Genomic DNA, 25,005 nt, shown 5'->3' on the forward strand with positions numbered 1-25,005 from the left:
GATGCACGTTTGCAGAATATTCAGCAAACGAAAAGTAAATGACTATGATTAGAAAGGGTGAGGATCATCGAAAACAACCAAACCATTGGCTTAACGTCAGGGGAAGTCAAGGCGCGGGTGCAGCGCGGTCAAGTCAATAAGACAAAAAAGGATACGACGAATACGTACCCGAAAATCCTGTTTACTAATATCTTTACCTTTTTCAATTTAATCAACTGTGTCCTATTCTTTCTCGTCTGTTTGACGGGTTCTTATCAAAACGGTTTGTTCGTCTTTGTTGTCTTCAGCAATGTGATCATCAATCTCTTTCAAGAAGTTCGTTCCAAACGAACGCTAGATAAGCTGGCACTGCTAAAAGTTGCCAAAGCCGATGTTTATCGGGATGGTAAGCTGGAGAATTTGCCGATCCACAAACTCGTAATGGATGATGTGTTACGACTGAAAAGCGGGGATCAAGTGCCGACGGATGCCAAAGTCATTCAAGGATCTTTAGAAGTCAATGAATCCTTGCTGACTGGTGAAATGGATACGATCCACAAACAGCCGGCAGACGAGTTGTTTTCTGGCAGTTTTATCACTGCTGGTGAAGCGTTGTGCCAAGTGATCCACGTAGGCGCTGATAACTATATCGCAAAAATCAACAAAGAAGCCAAGACCATCAAACGACAAAAATACTTGATCCAAGGCAGTTTGAATAAAATCATTCGTTGGATCAGCTTGATTTTGGTACCGTTATGTACCCTCTTGTTTGTCAAACAGTTCTATTTCTCTCATGCGGCTTTCAACACCGCCATCTTACGGACGGTGGCGGCAGCTGTAGGGATGTTCCCCGAAGGTTTGTTTTTATTGACCAGTGTCACATTGACCATCAGTGCCGTCTATCTGGCGCGCAAAAAAGTGATGGTGCAGGAATTGAACTGCATTGATGCTTTGGCACGGGTCGATGTTCTTTGCTTAGACAAAACCGGCACGATCACCGAAGGCAAGATGACGGTGGAAAAGACGATTTCCTTACAATCGGAAACACCGTTGGCAGAAATCACCGGCAACTTAATGGCTCAGCTACCCGATCAGAACCCAACGGCAATGGCGCTACGAACCTTTTTTTCAGAAAAAACGACTTACCAGATGCAGCAAGTCGTCCCCTTTTCATCTGACCGCAAATTCAGTTGCGTCACGTTTGAAGGGCAAGGCACTTATTTCATCGGAGCTGCGTCGATTTTACTGGGAACCAACCATGAAGCTGTCTTAAAACAGGAAAGACAGCTGGCAGAAGAAGGCTACCGGGTGATCGTTTTGGCGCACAGTGCGCAAGGCTATGAGGAGGCAGGACTGCCGACGGATATTGAACCGTTAGGATTTTATTTACTGTCAGACACGATCCGTGAAGATGCCAAAGAGACCTTGGAGTATTTTCGTTCACAAGCAATCCAATGCAAGATCATCTCTGGCGATGATCCAGTGACAGTCAGTCAAATCGCGAAAAAAGTCAATCTACCAGGGGCTGCTGATTTTATCGATGTATCAAAATTAACTGCAGCCGAATTAAAAGAAGCTGTCAGCAACTATCAGATTTTTGGTCGAGTGACGCCGCAACAAAAGAAAGAAATGGTACTCTACTTGAAAGAACAAGGGCATACTGTCGCGATGACTGGCGATGGCGTCAATGATGTTTTGGCGCTGAAAGAAGCCGACTGTTCCATCGCGATGGCTTCCGGTGTCGATGCTGCGCGTCAAGTATCAAATTTGGTGCTTTTGGAAAATCAATTCGATGCTTTGCCATCGGTCATGGATGAAGGCCGCCGAGTAATCAATAACATTACTCGCTCAGGTTCATTGGTGCTAGTGCAAGTCTTATTCTCCATCATGATCACTATGGGGACGTTGTTATCAGGAACGACATATCCTTTTGAGCCGATCCAATTAACGATCATCAATGCCTGCTTTGTCGGCATTCCGACCTTCTTTTTAAACTTTGAACCAGACTTCAATCGGATCAAAGGGGACTTTATGACAACGATTTTCAAAAATGCTTTTCCAACAGCATTGACGATTACGGTAGGAACTCTGCTGATCATCAACTTTGGCTATTGGTTCAACAGTAGCAGCAAAGCTCTATCGATCATGAGCATTATTTTTACCGCTTGGAACTATCGCTTGATCCAGAAAAAAGTCTATCCAGCGATCAACAGCTATCGAACGATGATTTTTTTCAGCACCCAGATCTTGTACTTTGCTGCCTTGATCGTCGGTCGTGACCTCTTTAACCTAGGCAATACCAGCTATCTCAACCTCATTCTCTTGATTGCCTTGTTGAATTTTTCCGCCTATATGCAACGCTTTGCGGATAAGGGCATCGAGTTACTGATGCGAAGGTATACGAAGAAACGTAAAAGCTTATCAAAAGAAATGATTCAGTAAACAGTAGAAAAACTGATTGCTTAAGTAGCGCTTGTAGCTTGCTAAGCAATCAGTTTTTGTTTATAAATAAATTTCTTTTATTTTCAAGGAGTCTAAGTCTTGCTATGAAACTCGTTTCATACCGTACAATCAACCAAGGGACCTTTTCAGAAAATTTATCGAAAGTGAATCAGTAAATTTTCTATGGTAGACTTAGGTCAATCGTAAAACAAACAGATAGGAATGAAGGAAATGGCAACGATACGCGATATAGCAAAAATCACTGGTTTTTCGATCACGACAGTCTCTCGTGTGATCAATGGCCATCCTTATGTCGATGAGCAAAAGCGAGCAGCGATTTTGGCGGTGATGGAAGAACTGGATTACAAACCGAATAAGATCGCCCAAAAGCTCAGCTCGGGGAAAACCTATAATATTGGGGTCATCGTGCCGTTTGTCAATCACGCCTTTTTTGATGGGATTCTAAATGGCATTATGGAAGAAGCCTTTGCTAAAAAATACAAAGTGACGTTATTGCCGACCAATTTTGATCGGAAATTGGAACTAGAATATCTAGAAGAATTCGCTGCAAAAGGGTTTGATGGATTGATCGTCATTACCCGCGCAAATCATATCGAGACGTTTTATCCCTACATGGAAAAAGGACCGATCGTTTTTTGTGAAAATTCGACCGGTACTGCTGTTCCTTTCGTTGCGATCGACTTGGTCGGCTCTGTGACAGCTAGTATCAATTATTTAAAAGAACAAGGCGTAAAACGTTTGGGACTGACGCTCGGGCGCAGCAAACGTCTTAGCTGCAATTCAGTCAATACCATCGCAAAAGCCAAGGAGCTGTTTCCTGCTTTTTCGGAAGCCGATATTTATTGGGATTGTATCAAAGCCCAAGACGGGATTTCCGCAGCAGCCTTTTTTAAAGAACGAGGAATCGATGGGGTGATCACAAATGGAGACGAAATCGCAGCAATGATTTTGAATCAATACTCCCACGGGACAGCACCCATCGTGATTGGACAAGAAAACCTGCTTATCAGTCAAATGCTGCATTTTTCTTCCGTTGAGTTTCATCTGAATCAGTGCGGCAAAGAAGCCTTTCGCTTGTTTCAAGAAAGAAAACAAGAACAGATCATTCTGCCTTATGAACTTATTATTCGTGAATAATCATTGTCAAAAAAAGAACACACCTTATTACGAGAGGTGTGTTTTTGCCTGATTTTTAAAGGGAATTTGAGGAGATAAAATAAAAAAATAAAGAAAAAATCAATTTTGAATGCTTGCTTTTCACAGAGTAAAGGGCTACCATTGGTCTGTGGCTTTTTCGCCACAAAAATAGGAAACGTATCAGACAAGAGTACTTGGGGAAGATTCTCTTGGGGGAAGCCTGATACGTTTCCTTTTGTTCATTCTAACACTATTTATATATAAAGTAGAGAGATATTGAGTAGATAAATAAAAATACTGCTGTAATTGATGAATAGGAAAAGAGCAAGCTCACAAAGGACTACTTTCAAATCGTTTTCCTACAACATGTTGGATGGCAAATGGCTCCTCATGTTTTGGTTAATAAAAGAGGATCAACTAACTAATTGTGTGGCACCAACTAGAAAATTACATAGCTTAGCAACACCTGTTTCAGCTGTTTCTTTGATTAGAACAGTTGCAGTATTCTCGTAAACATGAATCACACTAACTTCTTGTAAACCGGTAAAGCCAATAACATTTGCCTGATAGTTTTGACCAGGGAACACTTGGTATTTTTCCATGTTTTTATCTCCTTCATTATTCTTATTTCAAAAGAATAATAATTAAAATTTAAGAAAAAGTAAAGTGAAACGATTTTTCATTCAAAAACACAGCCCTTTGGCGTTTGTCTCGAGTAGTTTCGATCTTTTTCTGCAATTTTTCATTATGTTTTTCAATAAATATGCGGTGGCTTATTGAACTTTATTCAAGAATATATGCTGCTTTTTTTAAGCAGCAATCACAGATTTCATCTAAACGAATGGGAGAAAACAGCAGCTGAATTGTTTGTTTTGTACCGGATTGGGGCTTATAATAAAAATAGGAAGAAGGATCGACGTCACCGCTTCCTAAATCAATTGAAAAGGGCGTGGAAGTTATGGAAAACGTATACCGAAATAACTTTGTCAAAAGAACTATTCAACTGATGTTTGCACCAAAAAAAATCAGAAAGCGTCCACCAGAACAATGGATCAAAATGCCTACCGACCGAGGTATTCGGAGAAAGGACGCGTGATCCAGCATCTCGCAGCTATGCGTGAAATAGTATTTGAAGAGAAAAGAACGTTAGGAAGTCCCGAACGCGGGACTTCCTTTTTTGTGTCAGTGACATTGGGAATTTAACGAGAAAGTAGTTGCCAGCAGGTTCTCTTGTGAAGGGCTCCTTTCAGAAAAGGATATAAAAGGAAGCTTGCACTTTTCCTAGCGCTCAATAGACGAACGGAAGAAATCAATAGATAGCAGTGTTAGTGGATAAAGGATCGAAAGGATTCTTTCCAGCTGTTTTCAATTTTAAATTGGGTTTTCCAAAAAGTATGATATTCAAAGTGGCGTTAGTCTACCTACGTGATCAGAATGGATGATTGATAAAAGAAGGGGAATATAAAAGCCACTTTTTTCGCACATAGATTCTGTTAAAATAAACATAGAGGTTCAAACCTGTAAAATAATCTTATAATTTTTAAAGAAGGTGAAAGCATGGACTACCTAGAAATCGCAGGTCATTTCCAGACAACATCCTTTGATCCCCAACCGTTTGTGCAAACGGCGATCGATGATCGAAAGGTAAGAGAGAGGCTAGTGGAGAATATCGTTGATGGTCAAAATCATATCAATGAGTATTTTAATAGTTATTTGATCATTAAAGAAGTAGCCGTTAAAAACCCTGAGCTGATTTATGATGAATGGGAACGGATCTGGGCATTGCATACCCATAAAAACTCCTATCATCGGTGGATCGCTCATGATTTGATCACTCAACTTTTGGTGATTGATCATGAAGACAAGTTTGAAGGGATCAAGCAAGAGTATGTACTGCTGCCTAAAGGAGAAAAAATTAGTAATTTCTTGAAAATGACTGAAAACATCCAGGAAGCCAGTCGATACAAAGACCTTCAGCAAGAGATTCAGCGTTTACTTGCGGATCAAGAATGGCTGTCCCACTTCAATGAAAAACAAGTGAAGCGTATTGAAAAAGTCCTTCAAACCCTTTTGGCTGAATGAATCAAGAAAAGCAATAAAACTTGTTTCAGAAGGAATTTTTCTACTATTTTTCTTGATTACTAGGAATAGTAGTGAGCAATGGGGAACACATTGCAATGATAGCTAACAATTATTTGCATGTATCGAATGCAAAATCTCCCTTAAGTCCTTGTAAGAAGCTAAGTGAAACTTTATACTAGAATGTAATACTTATTCAAAAAAAGGACAAATAAAATGAGGACATGAGCTTTTATGAAGAAATATTGTAAGGATAATGTGCTGGAAGCGGCGATGACGCGCCTGGAATATATTTTTGATACCTTTCCCCATGTTTATTTCTCTTTCAGTGGTGGAAAAGATAGCGGTGCCATGATTCAGTTGGCTGACCAAGTCGCCCGACAAAAAAAGAAAACTTTTGATCTGCTGATTTTAGATATCGAGGCAAATTATGATGCTACGAGAACGTTCATGGAAAAAATCAAAGCGTTACCAACTATCAATCAAACCTTTCACTTCTGTTTGCCCTTTTACGAGGACAACAACACTAGCGTATTTCAGCCACAATGGCTGATGTGGGATGAACAAGAACGTGAGAAGTGGGTACAGATGATGCCAAAAGATGCAATTTCACTTGCTGATTTAGATGAATCATTGATGGAAATCTATCAGAGTGCAAATATGAATCCAGATAAGTTCTTACGAAACTTTGCTCACTGGTACGCAAACTATCATCAGTGTGAACCCGTTGCTTGTGGCGTTGGCATCCGAACACAGGAAAGTCTATACCGATATCGGTCGATCACTTCGCCAAAGTATAACTTTCGGAAGCAATGCTGGATCAAACGGCAAGTAGCAGATTCCATGGTCGTCAATTTTTACCCCATCTATGATTGGAAGACAGAAGATGTCTGGGGCGCCTATGCCCATTTTGACTGGCCGATCAATGGCTTTTATGAAAAATTATATGATCATGGCGTTCCGATTCATCAAATGCGAATCTGTCAGCCTTATGGTATGCAGCAACGAAAAGGCTTATACCAATATGCTCTGGTGGAACCGGAAACGTGGGAACGCGTCGTCAACCGCGTGTCAGGAGCCAATTTTGGTCGATTGTATGCCCAGACGGGATTATTGGCGCATTACAATACGAGAAAGCCAAGTCATATGACTTGGCAAGAGTATGCGGTCTTTTTACTGGAATCAATTGGACTTTATTCAAAGAAATTACAGGACCATTATTACCGCAAAATCACAATCTTGATTGATCATTATCGAGAAAAGCACGGGATCGAAGTGGAAGACATTCCCGATGTGACCAAACGTAAGGAGTGGCTGAAAAACGAAGTACTCTGGCATGACTGGAAAGGGATCGCTCGTGCGTTAGAAAAAAATGATTTTTCTTTGAGCACGCGACAATACAGTCTGACGAAAAAAGATGAGACGGAATTGTATGAGTTGGCGGTCGATTTTGGGGCGGCGTTGGGAATCGAGCATTTACCCAAGTATCAGTTAAAAAAATTGAATGCCAAATATGAGTATTTAACGAAAAAAATCACCTAACGATGGACGAATGTGTCCCTAGAGAGGAAGGGTTTTGTGAACGAACGATTGGTTTTATTTTTTCCACCGTATAAGAAAAGCCAATTCTATCAATTGATGGGGGCATTTTTTGCGGAACGGGTGTATCAGCAGCAATTTCCGTACTTAGTCAATGATGAGAACTGCTACTGGTATGTGATTCTTGATGACGAAAAACGGGTGACCGCTTTTTCTTATTATGAAAAAGGCGTCAATAAAGTGGAGCTAGGGGAATTTTATGAAAAAGATCCAACTGCTCAATTTAAAAAGTTTCTTTTACGGAAAATGTTGGTGGATATCAGCCGCAACTACCCAGAAGCAGAGATTCTCGCTTCTAGTAACCAGCCTAGTGAAATTGCACTTTTGGAGTCAAAAGGGTTTGCGGTCTATCGACAAACAAAAAATTATTCATTTCTAAAAAGGAGTGTAGTACCTCATGAGCGATATCGATTTTCCAGTGTTAGCGGCGAAGCTGATCCCAGTCAGCAAGATTCACGCGAATACGTATAATCCCAACACCGTGGCTGCTCCAGAGATGGATTTGCTGGAACTGTCGATTCGGGAAGATGGCTTTACGCAGCCACTGGTTTGTTACCACGATAAGGAGCAGGACAAGTATATTTTGATCGATGGGTTTCATCGGTATGTCGTAGCAAAAGATCGCTTAGAATTGCCAAGCGTTCCGGTCACAGTGATCGATAAGCCTTTTGAGAATCGCATCGCTTCAACGATTCGCCACAATCGAGCACGTGGTACCCATGGCATCGAGAAGATGGGAAACATCGTGCAGCAGTTGGTCGCTAACGAGTGGTCGGATGAACGAATTGCCAAGGAATTGGGGATGGACCGCGAAGAGGTCTTTCGCTTTAAGCAGCGCTCAGGCTTAAAAAGTGCCTTTTCCAACCATGAATTCAGCAAATCTTGGATTGAGTTTGAAAAAAGATACTATAAAGGCAAAAAAGAGACCTGAGAGGTTGAAAAAACTATCTAAAAAAGCTATCTATTAGAAGACAGCGATTCGTTAATAATTCTTTTTAAATTTTGAATAGGTGTTTTTTACAACGATAACGATCAGATTGATCACCATCGACAAACAAAGCGTCCCTAAGAGAATGGCCAGGATCACACCTAATGTGTCTCTTAGAAAGCTGAAGATCGCTTCAATGATAAACATAGTTTTTCCTCCTTTTCTCATCGTCTATTTTTTCTGACAATTGCAAAAATAGGCTCCTTGAGCAATAACTGCCTGCTACTAAAAACATGATCGAACGGTTTTCAAGTCCAGCCTTTTTTGGTGATTGTTCTTTTCCAAAGTAGAGTATACATTGGAAAGGATGAAAGAACGTTTCTATTTTTTATAATCGGTAAAAAATTCTGAAATGTAAAGAACAACAGTGGCTTTTTTATCTCCTGCGGATAGCATGAATAATCGTACCAGTTTGCATAAAAAAAGTAAAATGATAACAAAAAGTGAGTGGCGAAACAAGAGGTAATCATCTGATTGAATAATTATAAGCGAAATGAAAAGCTATGCTGCACAACGTCTGTAGAACAGAAAGAGGTTGTGCGGCTATTTGTTTTCACGCTGCTTCTTTGCTGCTAGAATAAATACTATCATTTTTTTTTTGAAGAATAACTGCATAAAAATCGATCGTGATCAAACTGGTTTTATAACAATTACAGTAAGCGCATTTTTAACTCAAAGACAAACTTTTTTGTAATATTCGGGAAAAGTGTCAATGGTTGCTTTGACAGTAAGCCAATCGTCATGCGGAGATTCGGTAAAGGCAGTGATAAAATTTTTACTTGAGCGCATGTTTGATCAATGATCGAACGCGGGACTAGACCGCAGAAGCCTGTTTGTTCAATCAAATAAGGAATCGTCGTGCTGCTGCTGACATATTCCCATTGGAGCGAAGGTACACACTGGTCAAGGTAGCCCTCGATATTTCTAAGTGCAGGACAGTCACCGCCGGAACTGTATAGATGGATTCCTGTAAGGTCGGCTAATTCCTTAATGATCAATGGGTTCGTGATCGAAGTGATGCAGCAGATTTCTTCTTGTAAAAGTTCTTCATAGACAAAGGAATCTTCGTGAGGAAGTGAGCATAACGCAAAATCAATACGATTTTCTTTTAATGCATCGGCTAATGCCAGCGTGGATCCCACCATGATCTCGAATTTTATTTTTGGGTATTGGTGGGAAAATACATGGAGAAGCTCCGGTAAAATCAACATGTCATAAGGGGGGACGATGCCCATCCGTAAAGAATATTCGACTGTGTTCGAAGCATTGAGCAACTGTTCTTTGACCTCCTCCCACTGAGCGATCAGACCAGGAACCGCCTGTTTCAACAATTCACCTTCCAACGTGAGTACATTGCTTTTTCCTTCCAAAAATAACGCTACTTCTAACTCTTCTTCTAACTTTTTGATATGGTTCGTAACCGTCGATTGGGCATAGTTTAATTTAGCAGCAGCTTTCGTAAACGTACCTTCTTCAACGATCGTTTTAAAGGAGTGCAGCTCTTTGATAAAATCCACATTGGTCCCCCTCTCTTTTTACCTATTATACAAAAAAGGAGCGGGGAGAAGATTTCTTTTTTTTCTAGTAAATAAAAAAAATAGATACAAAAGTTATTTAAAACATGCAGTCTGTTTTGATCGTATGTTTCTTTGCTTTTAAAATAACGCTTTTCACATTTGGTGCTAAGAGTAGCTGCTAAAATTTCTATCATAAAAAAATACACCAAACATCCCAACTTTTCAGGGATTACGAGCAGCACACGAAAACAAGACAATGAATTTTTACGCTGCGCTTGAAAAGAAAAGCATTTGTTAGGAGAGGAATCTTGAAAAAAGGTCTGATTTTTTTCTGATGTGAAAAAAATAGACACGCTAAGAGAAAAGAAAAATGGATACTTAGGAAAGGACTAAAATAGCAAACCATGCAATGAAAAAACTGACGGCGCTTCCTTCAAGAAGGCCGACAGTTGCCTTAGGTCAATGAATCGGTGTGATTCTTGGCTGAATCAGCTGTTCAATCGTTTTGTGGATGATCGTCCAGTCCGAAAGGGTAGGAACATTGGAAATTCGTAGTTGCTGAAATTTGGTGTTACTTTTCAGATGCAAGTCAAAATTGCTAACGATCAAATCAATTTCTCGATGGATCAATTCTTGTTCATCAGGGGCCACTTCAAAAAAATAACTGATTTCTGTATGGTCATTTTTGAATAGCTCTGTTGATGCGGCTAAAAAGGCATCTAATCCAGCACCACCTTGAAAAGCAAAGGCCACTTTGAGATGTTTTTTTAGCTGATTGCTAGAAGAAAGTTCGCTTAACAAGGTCAACGTAACTGCGACATGCTCTAAGTGAGTAAACGAAAAGAAACGACTTTGTTCATTAAACTGTTTCAACCATTTATTCCAAGCAAGGTAGTCCGTCTTGAATGTCGCTTCAACAAAGGTTTTGATCTGGGGATCGGCAAATTCGTAATTCGCAGAAATCATCGTTAACAAGCGGAGATTTACGAGATATGCGATGATTTTGTGTGATGCTGCAGGAAGGATAGCTATTCCAGGTTTCTTTAAAAAGGCAGCAACTTCTGCGAGAATTTCTGGTTTCTCTGTATGGTGAAAAATGTAATCCGCCTCGCTTTCCCCATTAATATCCATCGTACTATACGAAATGCAGTGGAGAGCATTGAGGAAGATCCAAAGGAGTTCTTGTTGCGGCAAGTGGATGATCCGATATTTTTTCAAATAATGTTCGTTTAATATTTTTGAGAAAACAGCGAAGCGTTCTTTCTCTAATAGATTGCGTTCTAAAGACGGTGGCAATGTCAAAAAGTAAGAATAGCGCCACCTACGCTTGGCAATACTTAGCCATAGGGCAAGTCGATAATGACTGTAATGCAAATCTTTTTTGTTGGCTTCTTTTGCTTTTTGGACCAGAAGACGCGCATCTGCAGGGCTGTCTTTATCTAAGATCGTGCTATCGCCATAAGCGGAGAAAAAGACAAACAGACAAAAGCGAATATCGGCTTCGGTACCGATAAAATCAAGATGATTCGTTGCGATGGTCACAGAATAGGTTTGTAAAGATTTGTTCATATAACTGATCGTTCGCAACAGATGACTGCGGGAATAGCCAAATTCGATCGTTGCTCGGTGAATAGAGTATTTTTTATTATCAATGATACTAGACATGATTTTAAACTCCAACGTTTCCATGCCCAAAAGCTGAATGGCAGAATTGATTGAAGCATTTGGTGCATACTCAATCGAAACGATGTTGGATCCAGAAAGTTTGATCTTGACCAGATCTTTCGGCAAACTGTCGCTTAAAATACTTAATTCTTTAGAGACTGTAGGCAAGGAAAGTCCCAATAATGTCGCCAACTCTTGCGGGTGATACCCTGCGGGTGCTGCATTTAGCACTTGCAGAATTTTTACTTGACGAGAAAATGCCTTATCTCGATGTAAGTTGATGGATAAATTTTCTAACATTGATGTCACCACCTCTTTCAAGACCCTGTGGGAGCGATCAGCGATCGAATATAAAAACCATTCGTTTTAAGTAAATTATATAATACTCTGGGCCATTCAAGAAGTCTTATCCCTTGAAAATTGAAGGAATTCATGTTAAAGATGCGGCGCCCACATATTTTTGCGAAGGACAGTCATTTAAGGGAGTTATTTTATAGAAAACACCCCTGCCAGTTGCAGTCAACCAAAATTTGGACAGATTGGAACGGAAGTAAGTGTGAATAAAGTTTGGAAAAAGAAAAAGGAGAAAAAGTAAAAATGAAAAAACGCGTAGTTATAATTAAGAGCGGTTTAATAGGGATGCTGATTTTAGGGACAACCTTTCCAAGCACATGGCCGATCGCTCAGGCAACAGAAACACAACAAACAGAGCAGCAAATACCATTCATAGACTCATCGGTTCCCTTGCTGGCAGATTCAACAGGAAGCATGAACACAGGAGAAAAGACAGATACCCAAGAAGGAAATGCTGACGTCATATCTTCTGAAGCAACCGAAAGTGAAGTGGTGACCACCACTTCAAACTCAGAAACAAATCAATCTAACGCAGCTGATGTTGCAGAAAAAACTCAAATTTCAGTTACTGCCCCATCTGCTGAAACCAATGTAGAATCTACGGATAGTCAACCTCTCGCTGCAGAATCAACGAAGAGTATCGAGAGTTTCAACTACGATCTGACTGTAGAATATGATCCGATCAAGTATAAAGCACTGGTTTTGGATTTGCCAATCCCGGAAAAATACGCACACCAAACACTATACCAAGACCCGCAGCTGACAGAAGATTTTTATGTCTACAAAACGGATAAGGTATACATGCTAGTGGGACTATGGTATACAAGTGAAGTGACTGGTACCAATCAATTAAATATATCTTGGACAAGCTTCACAGGTTTTACGATCAACTATTACGGTTTAACAGCGGTTTTAGAATATACCGACGCTAACGGTAACCTTTTGTTTACAGCAACATATAATATTCGCTTTACAAATAGCCATCTGACCATTAAATATGTGGATGAGACTGGTATGGAAATCTATCCTTCCCAAACGATCAATGATAGTACCAATGAGCCTTATGATGTCTCTACAAGTGCGTTTATTCCACAAATTCCGGGGTACATCCTTGATACCAGTCAACTGCCAACGAATGCAAAAGGTGTTCTTCCTCGTGGCGAAGTAACGGTGACGTACGTCTATCAAAAAGCACCGACTGACTATACCAATCTGACCGTGAAAGATACCACGATTTATGAACAGGATACATGGACAGCGGCGGATAATTTTGAGCAAGCTATTTCAAAAGAAGGCAAAACTTTGACTTATGAGGAATTTATTGCTGAGGGTGGTCGTGTTTCCGGACAAGTAGATACTAACAAAGCCGCTACGTATAAAATCAGTTATCAATTGAATCATGTGAGTAAAGAAGCAACGATACTCGTAAAACCACGATTCACTGCGATTAAGGTTCATGATTCTTCGATATACGTCGGCGATGACTGGGCCGCAGAAGATAACTTTGATCAAGCCGTAGATCGGGATAACAACCCAGTTTCGTTTGCGGATGTGAACGTTGAAGGAAGCGTAGATACTAAAAAAACGGGGTCCTATGAGGTAGTTTATCGTTATGATGGAGTAGCATCAAAAGCTGTGATCACCGTCAAAGCTGACCAAACCAAGGTGACTGCCCATGACAGCGAGTTGTACACAGGGGACAACTGGAAAGCTAAGGATAATTTCGATAGTGCAACAGATAGAGATGGTTCATCTGTTGATTTTGGGGATATCACTGTCACGGGGACTGTCGATACAACGCAAGCAGGAAAGTACGAGGTCACTTACAGCTATCACGGCGTAGAAAGCAAAGCCACTATCACCGTCAAAGCCAACCAAACGGCAGTCAAAGTCCACGATAGTGAGTTGTACACAGGGGATAACTGGACAGCTAAGGATAATTTCGATAATGCAACAGATAGAGACGGTTCATCTGTTGATTTTGGGGATATCACTGTCACAGGGATTGTCGATACGACGAAAGTAGGCGAGTATGAAGTTATATACAGCTATCATGACTTAGAAAGCAAAGCCCTTATCACCGTCAAAGCCGATCAAACTACAGTCAAAGTCCACGATAGCGAGTTGTACACAGGGGAAAACTGGACAGCCAAAGACAACTTCGATAGCGCAACAGATCGGGATGGTAAACCTGTTGATTTTGAAGATATCACCGTTACAGGAAAAGCAGACACAACGAAAGCAGGCGAGTACGAGGTCACTTACATTTATCGCGGTGTAGAAAGCAAAGCCACTATCACCGTCAAAGCGGATGAAACATCCCTAAAAGTCCACGATTCAACGATCAAGCAAGGCGATGAATGGTTGCCAGAAACAAACTTTGATTCTGCCACCGATCGTGATGGCAAAAAAGTAGCCTTTTCAGAAGTAGAAGTCAATGGCACAGTGAACAACAACATAGTCGGTCAATACACGGTTTCCTACCATTACGGAGCAGTGATTGCCCATGCCGTGATTACTATACAAGCAAAAGTCAGCGAAACACCTGACGAAACGCCAACAGAAGTACCAGAAGAAAATCGCCCGGAAAGTGAGTCGCCTGGGACTGAATTTCCTGAAACTGAAGCGTCTGATCCAATAACAGAAGAACCAATTAAGGCACGTCCTGAGACAGAGACGTCAGAAACAAACGATGATGAGAAAAACGAAAAACGTCCATCAGAACAATCAGACAACCCCTCAGCAACAGGACAGACAACACCGATCAAAGCAAGCAAACAATCCACTGTTAAGCAACTGCCAAAAACAGGAGAAACAAGCAGTGTTTTGCTAAGTGTTACAGGTATCCTATTCTTAATCGGCGGGTTGGTGCTCTTGTACCGTAAGAAATCATGGAGAAAATAACAATAGGATCGACAAAAGAGCTAGAAGAATAAAACATACAGGACGAACAAGCTGGATGAATTGCTTTAAGAGAGAACAAAAAAGCAATCACAAACATCAGCAATGTTCGTCCTGTTTATTTATATAGTGAGCAGCCGAGAGTACTAAGTTTAGCCAGCACTTGTATTTATGAAACGATTTCCTCTTTTTCCAGACTAAGATAACGATAAAAAGTTGATCGTTTTAACCCTGTTTGGGCACAGATATCCACAACAGCTTTTCCTTCTTTTTGATAAAGGTTCATTGCGTGTTGAATCAGTCCAGGATCGATTCGTGGGCGACCACCGATATTTCCTCTAGCACGAGCGGATTCTAAGCCTTCTTTGGTCCGTTCGACGATGATGTCTCGTTCGAATTGGCTAAAGGCTTGGAAAACAGTCATCATCAATTTCCCTTGTGGGGTTTGCGTATCAAAATTTTCTTTGATACTGATAAGCTTTACTCCTTTTTTTTCAAAAAAGTAGACAAGATCAATGAGATCTTTGGTACTTCTTCCTAGTCGCGAGAAACTTTCAATGATGATTTTATCGTTTTCTTTCACTCGTTTTTTTAATTTATTTAATTCAGGACGATTCGCACGAACACCACTGATCTTTTCCGTATAAATTTTATTGCACTCATACCGGTCAAGTAAATCTAACTGACGCGAGAGATCCTGTTGTCTTGTGGAGACACGTGCGTACCCATAAACCATATTTGTCATACGAATTCCTCCAGTTGCACAAAAATAAGTCTACATAGAGAATACCTTGTTTGTTCACTTAAGTACACATTCAAGAAGCTTCTTAATGTGAATTTGGGAAATAGGAAGGTTTTTTTATGCACCTAAATATTGTACTATAGTAAAGACACTAGTCGGTGAGGAAGAAACACGGAGGGGAAAATGAGAGAATTGCAGTTAAATTTTATGCTAAATAAGACGACCGTTCGCTGGCTTCAAATGTTAAATACTTTTGAGCGAGAACGGACTTGTTCCATCGCAAGTTTAGCAAACAAACTTGATGTGACCCAACGGACGATCAGCTCGGATATCAAAGAATTGAAAACCTATCTACAAGAGGCAGCCGAATTTTCGCTTGTAGCCAATGGCTATCATTTTAGGGAAACGAATCCGAAAAAATACTTGTCCCAAAAAAAGGAGCTTGTTGCAGAAGAAGGAATGTATCAAATCGTGGAAGCCATTTTCCACGGTGAATTCTGTTCGGTTGAAGAGTGGGCGCAGCGCTTGTATGTATCAGAAAGTACGATGCGTCGTTATTTGAATACTGCTTCTGTGACGTTGCGAAAGTATCATGTGGAGTGGATCTTGCAACCGGTTAATTTGAGTGGCTCCGAAGCCAATATTCGCAAGTTCTTTAAAGATTTTTATTATGAATCAGATGTCACCCCTCATACGCTATTGCCCCCCAAAGAACTGATTGCACTAGTCAGTGATGTCTTCTCAGAAATGCCCGCAGAGCTGGTGAATACAGGCGTTTCTCCGAGTGATTTTTATTATAGCTTGTATATTGCGATCAAGCGTTACCAATTGGGAAAGACGGTTCAGATTCCTCAATCGTTGGCAAAAATCATCGAAACCCATGAGGCATTTGCCGTAATGAATGACTTAGCACCTAAAATCGAAGCGCTATACCGAGTAAGACTGCCGCAACAAGAAATTATGTGGCTTTATTTAGTGACCGTGATGAAACGGACTTTGACCGAGCCTGAAAAAGAGCAGCAATTCGTTGCATCGTTTGGACTGTATCCTGAACTCGAAGAACTGAGTCAGCGCTTCGTTCAAGAATGGGGCATTTCCTTTCAAGAGCCCCAACGGGTCAAGACGATGATCCACGCCTTTTTCCTGTCAAAGAAAATCAATGAGCAACTGGCGCCCGTTTTAAATCACTTGCTAACAGAAGTAAAAAATGAAGCGCAGAAGCATCGTTCTGCCGCTTATCAAAGGAATCTGGCATTTATGAAGCAGCACCAAGCGATTCTTGGGATCAAGCAGGAGTATCTGGTAGATATTTGTGCGGCACTGACCCTTTACAGTGAAGCAATCAGGGAGCTCTATGCTCAAAAAGTCAGACGGATCGCATTGATAATAGAAGGTGATCTCTATGCCTGTCACACGATTCGTGCGCGCTTTTTGCGTTATGTCGGCAATGATCATCTGGTATTTTTTCCAAAAATCAATGAATTGACGACCGATTATTTGAAGGGAAATGCCATTGATCTTGTGGTTACAAATTATAGTGAATATTTATCAGAGTTCATCTTATCGACTGATTATCTTTTGCTCAAAGCAATCCCCGATCATCAAGATTGGCAAAGAGTGATTGAAAAAATCGATCCTCAGTTAGGGCAAGCGTTAAACGCTCCCACAGCCTAATATACGTGTTGAAAAAGAGCATGACGAGGACATGTGTGGATAAATTAAAAGGAAAAGCCGCAACCGTTGCGATCAACGGTTGCGGCTTTTATTCGTTCATCTAATAAAAAAGGGAGTTATCTGAAAATAGGCCCACTGTTCCTGAATACCAAAAGATTGGGTTATTTTGGTGAAAGAACAGCCTACGTTGAAACAGTTAGTTGGCATTTACTAGTTTATCAAAAATTGCTTCAAAGGTTTTGAACGTATCACTATCTAACTGACAAAGCCATAAAAGGTAGCTTTTTTCTTTGAATGTCCATTCGATCGAAGGGTAAGAGGCAATCAAGGCATGGTATTTCTCTCGTTGTTCACTGGTAGCTAATAACCACCGCTTCTCAAAAATCTTTTTCTCTTCCATTTTTATCTATCCCCCATAAAGAAACGTTGCCTGAAACTTCACTAACGGGCAACGTAAATCTAATGATATGCAGATCTATGTTTAGTATACCAAAGAAAAATGAATTTTTTTAGAAGATGTGTAAAATTACATACAATTTCTTTTATTTTGCTTTTTTTGGGACCTTTTTTGAAGAAAAGAAGCGTTCTGTTGAAAGGAACTGTTGTTAAAAATGTTTGTGATAATACTAAGAATTAGTAGGCAGAAACCTTGTATCCATCGTATTGAGTTAAGTGGTTACAGGTAATAACAAAAATGGACGATCCTTTTTAAATGATAAGGAATCGTCTTTTTTTATAACACTTTTTTTTGCACAAACTTTTAAAATGCCTTATTTAAAAAGAAAATGAAAATCAATTTATTCATACAGGTTTGCAAATCTTGATTTATCGATTGATGATCAACCATGGTAAATTTAATCTCGTTAAAAACGATAAAATTTCGTCAAAAAAGCATTATTTTATAGCTCTAATTTAGGTTTTTAGAGAGTTTGTATCGAATAGGTTGTTCCGATAAGAGCTATAACTGATTTTTTTCGAGGGAGTAAGAAAGGGTGACTGATAAAAACGTGAAATGAATCTTTAAAGTACAAGAGAAAGAATAGAGAAAAAGGAGTTACTTATGAATAACAAATTTAGTAAAAAAGTCACAGGTTTATTGTTGATTAGTCATTTAACTTTATCGGCGTTGCCAATAAATGCGATGGCGACAGAAAAAACTGATAATTCTTCAGGAGTGACACAAGAGAGAATAGAAGCTCCAAATTTATTATCAGATAGTGAAGCAACTCAAAGCACAGAAAATGACCATACAGCAACCAATGAGCAAGCAGTTCAGGAAACAGAGGGTTCTCCTACTGAAAGTGAAGAAGCTCAAACAGAAGTTTCTACTGAGAACTCTTCAGAAAATAATGAAGTCGCAGAAAATGATGAACAAGCGGATGCACCAAATGAAGAAACCTCAGAAAGTAATTCTAACGAATCATCAGAAGACGCTGCTGAAACCCGTTCAACAAGGGCAAGTGTCCAAGTAACATCTGATGCTGAATTACGGACAGCGTTAGCCAATGCGACGGTTACACAAATCAGCTTAGCCAATAACATCACGATGACTAGTAGTGTGACATGGACAGGGACGACCAAAACGATTGAAGGTAATGGTCATACGTTAACCTTCGGGAATAATGTTCGGTTGTATGGAAATACGGTAAATCAAGGATTAAGTATCAGAAATGTGAGAATCGTGGCTCATGCAACAAATACGATCTATCAAAATAGAACGTCCAGTGTTTCCTTCACAAACGTTACTCATGAAAATAGTCATGCAACGGGGCGCTTACTCTATTTAGCCGCTAGCAATTCTTCAGCTAATTTCTTTGGCGAAAACCGATTAAATGCAGGTTCCTTGATTTGGGCTACTTCGAATGTCCGAATGAATATCGGCAGTGGTGCTTCTGTAGTTGCAAATAACAATGGAACAGCTCGTGCGATTTATCTTGCAAGTGGTGGTCGAATTGATTTAGGTGAAGGCAGTTTATTAGACGTTACTCAAAACAATCCTTCAAATACAGCAAAAGCAGTCTTGATCGAAGGAAGTGCCTCAAGCGTAGTAGTTAATTCGAATGCAACGTTTAAGATCACAAGTGCGCCAAATACGCAAAAAACACAAGAAGCATTGGGGTTGCGAGGTGCTTTGACCGTATTATCTGGGGGAACACTGGATGTCGTGGGAAGAAGCACGTATTCAACGGTAAACGTTGGACAATCAAGCACTTTCCACGAAGGATCAAATGTTCGAATCCAAAACAATCATACGAATGGAACCGCAATTGGGTCCTATCCAGGAACAACGAACTACACGATCCACTCATCGACAGGAATGCAAAATTGGAGAAGATCAGCTGATTTTTCAGGAGAGCCCAGCTTTAATTATCCAGAGTTTAGACAAGGTTCTTTCTCACTAAATACTTATACGAACAAACAAGTTACTTCGCGAATTGAATCCAATGACTCAATCTTCAACGCAACATTCAATAGTTCTCAAATCGGAAAAATCGCTTTTGGTGACTTTGTGGATACCGCAACGATTCAACAAACGACCATTGACGACTTAACCACAAGCTCAACGCACATTACGGGGCGAGCTGAGCCAAATGCCGATTTAGCAGTCACTATTGAAGGACAAGGAAGTTTAACGGGACGCGTTGCAAGTGATGGAACTTATCAATTTGCGATTCCGAACGCACCATTAGCAGTTGGAACAAAAGTGACTGTTACCGCAACGTCCAATGGTATTCAATCGGTTGCAGAAACAGTTGTAGAGGATAGTGAAAAAGAAACGATTGCCGAAACAACGATTTCCGAGCTAAATACTGACTCCACAAGTGTGACGGGAACGGCTGAGCCGAATGCTGAGATTACGATCAAAGCCGGTGACACGATCATTGCGAATGGACGAGTGGGTAGTGATGGCATCTATGCATTGACGATTGAGAAACAACAAGCTGGTACGGTAGTTACCGCCCAAGCAACCTTAAATGGCATTTCATCAAATATTGCAGAAACCATGGTTGAGCGAGCAACGATCGCCGAAACAACATTGAATGAGGTGACAACCACATCCACTACCGTTAGCGGAACAGCTGAACCCGATGCACATGTGGAAATCACGATTGGTGATGAAACGAAAAATGCCACTGTTGACAGTGATGGCAATTTTGAAGTAGAGATTGATCAACAAGCAGCGGGAACAATTATTACTGCTCAAGCAAGCATCGATGGATTGCAATCAAATATTGCTTCAACGATCGTTGTCACTGATCCAGCAAACACTGAAGGCACGATTACACCAGCAAGCTACAATGTTTCTTCGGCCGATCAGTTCCTGAGAGGGTCGTATACCGGTGATGTTGTATCTGCCCGTGTGTATGTAAATGGATCATCCGTTCGTGGTGGGAATTTTGCTGATGGTTCGTTTGAATTCTTTATCGGCAATCGCATCCAATCCGTAGATGATGTCGTAGAAATCGAAGCCTTGGATCAATATGGCAAAGTACTTGATCGGACAACCGTTGAATTAACTAGAGATTTGGCTGGTTCGATCACACCGGATCAATACCGTGTTGGCGAAACAATGATTACAGGGACCTTTACGGGTGATGTCAATTTTGCACGTTTAGTGATCAATGGCACGCCTTCTAATGCATGGGGTGGTACCTTCAATGCCGATGGCACCTTCTCGTTTTATGTAGCGAATCTTGGAATCAAAGCGGGCGATAAAGTTGAGATCCAAGCGTTGAACCGCCAAATTAACGGTAACACGGAAGCCATCGAAGTGCTAGAAACCAAAGAAGTAACAGTGATTGATCAACTTCAAGGGACGATCACACCGGATCAATACAGTTACACCGATACCATGATTACGGGAACCTTTACGGGAGATATCAATTTTGCCAACTTAGTGATTGATGGACAGTCAGTAGGGAACTGGGGTGGCACATTCAATAAAGAAACTGGCCGCTTTGAATTCTTTGTTCACGCACAATTTAGAGAACAGATCAGAACGGCAACGAAAGTAGAATTGCAAACCTACCATCGTGAAACAGTCGATGGACAAACGATTGATCATAAGCTGGTGTTGCAGCCGATAGAAATCGTCAAAGCAGCAGGCACGATTCAACCAGCAGCCTTCAAAGTGACAGAGAGTGAAATTACTGGAACCTTTACAGGCGATGTGAATTTCGCCAACTTGATCGTTGATGGACGTTCAATTTCATGGGGAGGCACCTTTAACACCGCAAACCAGACGTTTACTTACTTTGTCAATCAAACGACCCGCGACTTGATTCGCGATGCGGAAACAGTTGAATTGGTTGCTTACCATCGGGAGGTTGTTAGTGGCCGTCCGGTAGACACCGAATTGGATCGTAGTGTAGTCACTATCGACAAAGAATTTGTTGGCACAATTACGCCAAACCCTTACACATTAGGTGATCGAATCGTTACGGGAACCTATACAGGAGATGACATCAACTTTGGTCGACTTGAAATTGATGGCATGATCCTGTGGGTGAGCGGTTTTGCGGATGGTACCTTTACCGCCTACTTGAACCAAGAACAAGCCAACAGTGTGACAAAAGACAGCCAGATGACGATCTATGCATTGCATCGCTTTGCTGACTTAAGTACACGAGAGATTGCACAAGCAACCGTTTCAATCACAGAATAAGAAACAGAAACTACGAGAGCCCCTTGTACCTTGCCTGTTGCAAGGGGCTCTTCATTGATAGAAAGAGAGAAAGCAAATGAACATGAAGAAAAAAATCGTTAGCCTCTTTAGCCTTGCCCTCATGGGGAGTTTTTTAGCGGCTTGCTCGACGGATGACCAAGCAAAGACGGATACTACCCAAGGCAGCGAACCAATCGAACAAATCACGGATCAAAGCAATGCCGAGCCGCAATCGATCATTGGTGGATTAAAGATCATCATCGACAAACAAGAAATCAATCAAAAGAAAACAGAAGATGGGGAACAAGTATTACATACATTTACCATCACAGCAGAAAATATGGGATCAGTTGCCGCTGGATTAGGTTCGATTGATTTTCTTTTAGAAACTGAAGAGGGAGAATTTCTTGAACTTGATCATACCATGGCGATGTTTGGCAATGAGATCGCTGTAGGTGAAACCATCACTGGACAAGTTTCCTTTGCTTTAGAAGAAGGACAAGTGGCGAAAAAACTGATTTATAAACCCGGTGAAGAACAATTAGCAGAATGGGATGTTAAGAGCGAATGAAGGTAAACGTTATTGGATTGGGGTATATCGGGCTACCCACAGCACTTACTTTTGCAAACCATGGGATTGAAGTCGTTGGGGTTGATGTGTCAGAAACAGTCGTTCAATCACTTCAAGCAGGTCAGGCACCAATCGAAGAACCCGACATTGATCGCTATCTAGCACAAGCTTTAGCGAAAAAGACATTCAAGGCACAGTTGGTACCAGAAAAAGCGGATGTCTTTATTATTGCCGTACCAACGCCAAATATCGCCGATCAATTTGGTAGTTGCGACTTGTCCTACGTGAAAGCGGCGATGGCTGCTATCTTACCCTATCTTGAAAAAGGCAACACAGTCATTGTTGAATCGACCATTCAACCCCGCACGATGGAAGACATCGTTGGACCCTTTTTTGAAAAAGCAGGTTATACCATTGGAGAAGATCTCTATTTGTTGCATTGCCCAGAGCGAGTTTTGCCAGGGAAAATCTTTGAAGAGCTGGTGATGAACAATCGAATCATTGGTGGCATGACGAGCGCTTGCACCCAACAAGGCAAACGCATTTATCAGTCCTTCGTCAAAGGAAACGTGCTGGAGACTTCTGCAAGTATCGCTGAGCTATCGAAATTGATGGAAAACACCTATCGCGACTTGAACATTGCACTAGCCAATGAATTGGTCCAAATTGGGGATCGCCTAAACATTGATGCACTCCAAGTGATTGAGTTAGCCAATCAGCATCCACGGGTCAATATCCATCAACCGGGACCTGGTGTCGGCGGTCATTGCTTAGCAGTCGATCCGTATTTTGTTGTCGCGGCAGCACCTGATGACGCGAAGTTAATTCAATTGGGGCGGATGATCAATACAGAGATGCCTGAATTCATTATAAAAAAAGTCGAAGAGATCTTAGCGATTCATGGTGGAAACAAAATCGCGGTCCTAGGGTTGGCGTATAAGGGCAACATTGACGATGCCAGAGAAAGTCCGGCTGTTGAGATCGCCAAAAGATTGAAACAAAAGAAAGCTCTGCAAGTCACTACCTATGATCCTTATGTCGCCACTTCTGATGTTGCACAAATTGAAGCAGCACTAACAGACAGTGATCTGGCATTGATCCTCTGTGACCATGATGCCTTTAAAGACATAGCGCCGGCAGCCATTCAAGCGATGAAACAAAAAATCGTTTTTGACACGAAAAATATTGTGATAGGTAAAACGAGGTTCGAGGCTGCCTATTCTCTTGGGTCATTACCAAGCGCCCAGTAAATGGTTTGATTGCTATTTCTGTTATTGAAAGGGAAAACCAATGAATAAAGAAATAAATATGAAAAAATTGAAGCAAGTCCTTCAGCAACGAATAGGCTGGATCCTCATGATCATTAGTATTCCCTTACTAGCGATGTTGCTTTATCTAACCCTGTTTGCTGAACCCATTTATCAAAAAAGTGCACAGTTGCTGATTAGTCAGTCAGAAACGATAGCTGGCAATCGTCTGGAAAACCAGACGATTCAGGCAGACCTTCAACTCGTCAGTACCTATAGCACCATCATCATGAGTCCTCGCATCTTAAATGAAGTCAGTGAGGCGCTAGAGGAAAGCTACGATGTGTCTGAATTGTCGGAGATTTTGAGTGTTACCAATGCCACCAACTCGCAGATCATCGAAATCAACGCTTACCATCAAAGTCCGAAGATCGCAGCCGAAATCGCCAATACGACCGCCAGCGTTTTTAGTGAAGAGATCCCTAAAATCATGAACATTGATAATGTCACGATCTTAGCAGAAGGAACCGTTTTGCCACAAGAAACGCCTGCTCGTCCAAACAAGTTTTTGTTGTACAGTTTGACCACTTTTTTAAGTCTTCTTTTCGCTTTTACGTATGTGTTCCTCCTGTTGGTTTTTGAGCGCAGTTTTGCTTCGAATACGGAAATCGAAGAGGTCTTAGGGGTAAAGGTCATCGGAGAGATAAGCAAAGAAAAACGAGTTGCTTCGTTTAAAACCATCCAGTCGAGAAGCTTTAGAGGAAGGAAGCGTGTGTGATGCGTAGCATGAAGGAAAATTATTCCATCATCAGCGAACAAGTCAAGTTGATTCGCGAAAATGTCGACTATTTATGCCAACAACAAGATGCTCAAACGATTTTGATTACTTCAGGAGAAAGCGGTACGGGAAAATCCACGGTCTCGGCAAATTTGGCGGTCGCCTATGCCCAAAAAGGGAACCGAACCTTATTGATCGATGCGGATCTGCGTAAACCCACCCAACATTATTTGTTTTCACAAGAAATGCACGTGGGCTTGTCCAACTATATCCGACGGGACATCTCGATCGAAAGCTGTGTCCAACAAGTGATTTTAGAAGATTGCGAATTTTCAATCATCACTAGTGGAGCCATTATGTCAAACCCTAATGATCTGCTCGCTTCTTCGAAAATGACCGCAGCCTTGCAAGAGGTCAAACAACTATACGATGTGGTCATTATTGATACGCCACCAGTCAATGTCGTTTCGGATGCCTTGATCCTAGCCAAGAAAGTCGACGGTGTACTTTTAGTCGTTCATGCGGATAAAACGAACAAACAATCCGCAAAAAATGCCGTCAAAAAGCTACGCCTAGTTAACGCAAACATCTTAGGTGTCGTGGCGAATGGCACGGACACGGGTGAAAATTACTATTATTAAGGAG

At 41.1% G+C, this 25,005-nt stretch carries 19 protein-coding genes; 13 read left to right on the forward strand and 6 right to left on the reverse strand.

Annotated elements, in window-relative coordinates; translation table 11 throughout:
* Window positions 1–57 precede the first annotated feature (57 nt).
* Together A5877_RS11755 and A5877_RS11760 are read left to right on the forward strand one after the other, a co-directional pair.
* Window positions 58–2,421, forward strand: a complete 2,364-nt coding sequence (locus tag A5877_RS11755; RefSeq protein WP_086316887.1) for an HAD-IC family P-type ATPase — start codon at window positions 58–60, stop codon at window positions 2,419–2,421.
* A gap of 231 nt (window positions 2,422–2,652) precedes the next feature.
* Window positions 2,653–3,579 carry a LacI family DNA-binding transcriptional regulator gene (locus A5877_RS11760; RefSeq protein ID WP_008377949.1) on the forward strand — a complete coding sequence of 309 codons (927 nt, stop codon included), beginning with the start codon at window positions 2,653–2,655 and terminating at the stop codon, window positions 3,577–3,579.
* 413 nt (window positions 3,580–3,992) lie between these two features.
* Here the strand turns inward: A5877_RS11760 and A5877_RS11765 are convergent, their stop codons facing one another.
* Window positions 3,993–4,181 carry a hypothetical protein gene (locus A5877_RS11765; protein ID WP_005227564.1) on the reverse strand — a complete coding sequence of 63 codons (189 nt, stop codon included), beginning with the start codon at window positions 4,179–4,181 and terminating at the stop codon, window positions 3,993–3,995.
* 955 nt (window positions 4,182–5,136) lie between these two features.
* Between A5877_RS11765 and A5877_RS11775 the strand changes: the two genes are divergently transcribed.
* The 4 genes from A5877_RS11775 (at window position 5,137) to A5877_RS11790 (ending at window position 8,188) form a co-directional block, all read left to right on the forward strand.
* Window positions 5,137–5,661, forward strand: a complete 525-nt coding sequence (locus A5877_RS11775) for a hypothetical protein (RefSeq protein ID WP_086316888.1) — start codon at window positions 5,137–5,139, stop codon at window positions 5,659–5,661.
* A 231-nt stretch (window positions 5,662–5,892) separates the two neighbouring features.
* Window positions 5,893–7,200 (forward strand): DUF3440 domain-containing protein, encoded by a 1,308-nt coding sequence (locus A5877_RS11780; RefSeq protein WP_008377955.1) that lies wholly within the window; start codon window positions 5,893–5,895, stop codon window positions 7,198–7,200.
* Between the two features lie 36 nt (window positions 7,201–7,236).
* Entirely contained in the window at window positions 7,237–7,728 is a 492-nt protein-coding gene (locus A5877_RS11785; RefSeq protein ID WP_050790962.1) for a hypothetical protein, read from the forward strand.
* A complete protein-coding gene (locus A5877_RS11790) occupies window positions 7,655–8,188 on the forward strand; it encodes a ParB/RepB/Spo0J family partition protein (protein ID WP_005232014.1) in 534 nt (177 codons plus the stop codon). Before A5877_RS11785 ends, A5877_RS11790 begins: the two co-directional genes overlap by 74 nt.
* 51 nt (window positions 8,189–8,239) lie before the next feature.
* Here the strand turns inward: A5877_RS11790 and A5877_RS17205 are convergent, their stop codons facing one another.
* The 3 genes from A5877_RS17205 to A5877_RS11800 all read right to left on the reverse strand — a co-directional run bounded on the left by A5877_RS17205 (window position 8,240) and on the right by A5877_RS11800 (window position 11,727).
* Complete coding sequence (locus A5877_RS17205; RefSeq protein WP_008377957.1) at window positions 8,240–8,392, reverse strand: hypothetical protein; 153 nt, start codon at window positions 8,390–8,392, stop codon at window positions 8,240–8,242.
* 503 nt (window positions 8,393–8,895) lie between these two features.
* Window positions 8,896–9,762: a LysR family transcriptional regulator gene (locus A5877_RS11795; protein ID WP_008377960.1), complete on the reverse strand. Its 867-nt coding sequence runs from the start codon at window positions 9,760–9,762 to the stop codon at window positions 8,896–8,898.
* 459 nt (window positions 9,763–10,221) lie between these two features.
* A complete protein-coding gene (locus tag A5877_RS11800) occupies window positions 10,222–11,727 on the reverse strand; it encodes a helix-turn-helix domain-containing protein (RefSeq protein ID WP_086316889.1) in 1,506 nt (501 codons plus the stop codon).
* Between the two features lie 297 nt (window positions 11,728–12,024).
* Between A5877_RS11800 and A5877_RS11805 the strand changes: the two genes are divergently transcribed.
* Window positions 12,025–14,685 carry a bacterial Ig-like domain-containing protein gene (locus A5877_RS11805; RefSeq protein ID WP_086316890.1) on the forward strand — a complete coding sequence of 887 codons (2,661 nt, stop codon included), beginning with the start codon at window positions 12,025–12,027 and terminating at the stop codon, window positions 14,683–14,685.
* A gap of 166 nt (window positions 14,686–14,851) precedes the next feature.
* Here A5877_RS11805 and A5877_RS11810 read toward each other — a convergent pair whose 3' ends face one another.
* Window positions 14,852–15,427: a recombinase family protein gene (locus A5877_RS11810; protein WP_086316891.1), complete on the reverse strand. Its 576-nt coding sequence runs from the start codon at window positions 15,425–15,427 to the stop codon at window positions 14,852–14,854.
* Between the two features lie 180 nt (window positions 15,428–15,607).
* Between A5877_RS11810 and A5877_RS11815 the strand changes: the two genes are divergently transcribed.
* Window positions 15,608–17,098 carry a helix-turn-helix domain-containing protein gene (locus A5877_RS11815; RefSeq protein ID WP_016611298.1) on the forward strand — a complete coding sequence of 497 codons (1,491 nt, stop codon included), beginning with the start codon at window positions 15,608–15,610 and terminating at the stop codon, window positions 17,096–17,098.
* Window positions 17,099–17,294: 196 nt separating this feature from the next.
* Here the strand turns inward: A5877_RS11815 and A5877_RS11820 are convergent, their stop codons facing one another.
* Window positions 17,295–17,498, reverse strand: a complete 204-nt coding sequence (locus tag A5877_RS11820; protein ID WP_005232004.1) for a hypothetical protein — start codon at window positions 17,496–17,498, stop codon at window positions 17,295–17,297.
* 660 nt (window positions 17,499–18,158) lie between these two features.
* Here A5877_RS11820 and A5877_RS11825 point away from each other — a divergent pair.
* The 5 genes from A5877_RS11825 to A5877_RS11845 all read left to right on the forward strand — a co-directional run bounded on the left by A5877_RS11825 (window position 18,159) and on the right by A5877_RS11845 (window position 25,001).
* Window positions 18,159–21,764, forward strand: a complete 3,606-nt coding sequence (locus A5877_RS11825) for an immunoglobulin-like domain-containing protein (protein WP_086316892.1) — start codon at window positions 18,159–18,161, stop codon at window positions 21,762–21,764.
* Window positions 21,765–21,840: 76 nt separating this feature from the next.
* Window positions 21,841–22,335: a hypothetical protein gene (locus tag A5877_RS11830; RefSeq protein ID WP_008377972.1), complete on the forward strand. Its 495-nt coding sequence runs from the start codon at window positions 21,841–21,843 to the stop codon at window positions 22,333–22,335.
* Entirely contained in the window at window positions 22,332–23,585 is a 1,254-nt protein-coding gene (locus tag A5877_RS11835) for a nucleotide sugar dehydrogenase (protein ID WP_086316893.1), read from the forward strand. Before A5877_RS11830 ends, A5877_RS11835 begins: the two co-directional genes overlap by 4 nt.
* A 40-nt stretch (window positions 23,586–23,625) precedes the next feature.
* Window positions 23,626–24,360, forward strand: a complete 735-nt coding sequence (locus tag A5877_RS11840) for a YveK family protein (protein ID WP_086316894.1) — start codon at window positions 23,626–23,628, stop codon at window positions 24,358–24,360.
* Window positions 24,360–25,001 carry a CpsD/CapB family tyrosine-protein kinase gene (locus A5877_RS11845; RefSeq protein ID WP_008377979.1) on the forward strand — a complete coding sequence of 214 codons (642 nt, stop codon included), beginning with the start codon at window positions 24,360–24,362 and terminating at the stop codon, window positions 24,999–25,001. The genes A5877_RS11840 and A5877_RS11845 overlap by 1 nt, the downstream gene beginning before the upstream one ends.
* Window positions 25,002–25,005 lie beyond the last annotated feature (4 nt).

Origin of the sequence: Enterococcus sp. 3C7_DIV0644, assembly GCF_002141235.1 — a bacterium.
Classification (GTDB): domain Bacteria; phylum Bacillota; class Bacilli; order Lactobacillales; family Enterococcaceae; genus Enterococcus_D; species Enterococcus_D entomosocium.